A 2933-nucleotide genomic window follows, 5' to 3' on the forward strand; every position below is an offset into this window, starting at 1 on the left:
AATTCAGGAAATTCAGAAAATTCCTCAAAAAGTAATTGATCAGTTGGTCATGATGGGATTTAATCCTGACGGTATTGAAAAGGTAGAGGAAGGCTACCGAATTGAAAGAGATATCATCATTACTGATGAATTTCTTGCAACCTCAGGCTATGGAGTAGAAGCACCGAACAACGCACGGTATAGCACTACGAATTTGGTGAATGCTGGGACTGGCAGGGTCATTACCATATATGCTTCTGAACGTGGTAATAGTGGCTATAGCCCTAAAATGCTTGAGGGACTTGATGAGGCCATAGCCAGATACAATGCTGAAAATCTGTTGATTACCTTTCAAAGAATTACAAATGCCAAGAAGGCAGATATCTTGATGACCAAATTTTCGAAAAGACAAGAGGTAAACGGAGCTTTAGGCTCTGCAGGTTTTCCTACTGCTGGCGATCCTTATAGTGAAATTAAATTGAGTGGGGTTTTGGATTATTATTCCGTAGATTTAATTGCAACCGTTATCGCTCACGAAATAGGCCATTGCATCGGATTAAGACATACTGATTATTATGACAGAAGTATTTCGTGCGGAGGTGACCCTGTAAATGAAACTGCTGGAACACTTGGTGCTAATCTTGTTCCGGGCACACCGGCAATAGCTACCTTGGAGGAAGCATCCTATATGTTATCATGTTTAAACGGTACTAACAGACCTTTCACCAGTTATGATAAAATAGCACTAGACTACTTATATTAATTTAAAATCCGATAGAAGAAAAATCCGGCCTGATGAAAAATCAAGCCGGATTTTTTTTTGAACTCATGTAAAAGAAAAATGTACGGCACTTTTCTTTGCTGCAACTATGACCTCCAATTTCAGGTTACTACTCTTCCCTCCTCGTATAAAAGCTTCCTAACCATGTTATACTATTTTTTTTGCAAATAATTCCATTTGAGGATACCAGTCTTCATTCAAACCCATAATCATAGAATCTGCATCATTTTAAATTATGGGTTTAGGCACCTGCCCTTGACAACCCCGTCTGGGTGTTTCAGATCGTTCATCTAAGCGTATTTTGCCTGCTGGGACTAGGTGTAGTTTATTTGCCCTACTCCCGACAATTGTCGCGGACCGGCCCAAGGCTAAAAACACCCGCCGCGGCGGGTTGTTTTTTTAACGCCTTGTCCTACCCTATTATCCTTACCAATTTCTAATAAGTCTAACAACACTTTTTACCAATAATCCACATCAATCAAACCCTTCAACCCTAAGTACTTGCTCGCCGTGGCGGGATTCCTAGCTCTGGAATATAGAAAGTCTTCCGGTTTTTCTACAATTCCAGCTCTGACTGGGTTTTCGTGAAATATAAACTGCGCAGGGTATTGTCTAGGTTGGGTATAGTTAGGATATTGTAAATCAAGCAAATAAGTAAAACCTATTATTTACTACCAAAAAGAGTAAATAGCCAAATCAAGACTTTATCTTTCAACTAGTTATAGGTAACCCATCGTATCAAAAAATAAATAGCTGTTATATTTTCAGAATAAATTCATGGAAAAAAAAATATTTCCCAATTTCCAGTCTTTAGAGAACGACATTCCACTCACGGATTTTAATGCATATGTAAAATTCTCTAGGCCAAGCTTCCTGAATCCATTAGGGGAAATGATCTTGAGGGAAGCATTCCCCGCTTTCAGTCCAGATGAAAAGACATACGACTCTGAATTGTGGAAGAAAATTGAGGAAGCCAACCTGAAGAGACATTCAAAAACGGTTGATGGAATTATTAAAGAAAATGGACTTCAATATGGCCTAATAAATCCACGAGTTTTCCGTATCAAAGGAAGTATGAGGAGAAGGTTTGCTGGAGATTTCTATCTTTCAAGAGGCTCTTATTACAGTGTCTGTAATGATGAATACGGGAATGACAATGGTACTCTGAAGCAAGAACTTTCTTCATATTTACTCCCTGAAATCAATGATCAAATCGTTGTACATGATTTAGAAATGCCGAGGGATGAGGAACTATTAAAGCAGCATGTTAAAGCCCCCACAGGTTTTGTTATTGAACTTTTAAATTCTGAGGAAAAAATTAATCCAATAATCTTAAAGTTACATGAAGCTAAATTGATCCCCGAAATTATTACGAAACCGATGTTGGTCTATATGCCACTTGCGGTGGAGTACTTTACAATTCCTAGAGTTTTAGACCTTAGACTACTTGAAGCCCAAAATTGGTTAACTCAATTCCTTCCAAAAGGAAACGAAATATTAAAAATGCCAAAAGCTAAAAAACTAGATTCCTTCTGCGAAATGCTTCCAACTTTAATGTATCCTGACAGAGGTGGAAATGATATAACAGATTCTATAGGATTTTTGCTTCGAGTCATGAAAGTAAATGGACTTGTTTTTCCATCAGCCCGTTGTAACGTACTATGTGAATTCTTAGATGGTAAATTGAATAATTTTAAAGGCTGGAATTTCTTAGATTATAGAAGTTCAAATGAAATTTTAGGGGGTTTTCATAGTCGAGAGGATGTAAGCCAATGGAACAAACCTGAGGACTTTGTTGAGGGCGCTGTATGTAGACTTGCTCCAGATGATAGCCCTTTTGCCCACTCCTGGAAAATCGAAGGATTAGAGGAGAACCTCAAAGAAAGTTTATCACAATTTCTTCCGGCACAAACTGAATTAATTTATGGTGGAGTTAGAGGTGGTAATTCATAATAAATAACGACTACGCAATCGAGTATAAAGCCCCGTCTGGGTGTATTCGGATCGTTATTGGCACCCACTGCTTACCTAATCTAGATTTTACCAATTTCACTATTTTTAAGAAATGGAGCAATTAATCACTTATTTTGAAACCATACCGTCACTACACCGGTCATTAATTTTGGTGGGCGGTATTACGTTTTTTTGGATTTTAGAAGGAATCGTTCCCTTG

At 38.0% G+C, this 2933-nt stretch carries 3 protein-coding genes and 1 pseudogene; 3 read left to right on the forward strand and 1 reads right to left on the reverse strand.

The features are described from left to right. The coding region (locus Q0L68_RS17320; RefSeq protein WP_296705520.1) for a M57 family metalloprotease at positions 1 to 742 on the forward strand (742 nt) is incomplete at its 5' end. Positions 743 to 1218: 476 nt separating this feature from the next. Here the strand turns inward: Q0L68_RS17320 and Q0L68_RS17325 are convergent. Beyond that, on the reverse strand, positions 1219 to 1410 hold the full coding sequence (locus Q0L68_RS17325; protein WP_296705521.1) for a hypothetical protein: 192 nt from the start codon (positions 1408 to 1410) through the stop codon (positions 1219 to 1221). A 127-nt stretch (positions 1411 to 1537) separates the two neighbouring features. Between Q0L68_RS17325 and Q0L68_RS17330 the strand changes: the two genes are divergently transcribed. Both Q0L68_RS17330 and Q0L68_RS17335 read left to right on the forward strand, forming a co-directional pair. Then, a complete protein-coding gene (locus Q0L68_RS17330; protein WP_296705522.1) occupies positions 1538 to 2713 on the forward strand; it encodes a hypothetical protein in 1176 nt (391 codons plus the stop codon). Between the two features lie 112 nt (positions 2714 to 2825). After that, positions 2826 to 2933 (forward strand): annotated as a pseudogene (locus tag Q0L68_RS17335) (sterol desaturase); the annotation flags it as partial.

Source organism: Algoriphagus sp. (assembly GCF_024642405.1).
GTDB lineage: Bacteria > Bacteroidota > Bacteroidia > Cytophagales > Cyclobacteriaceae > Algoriphagus.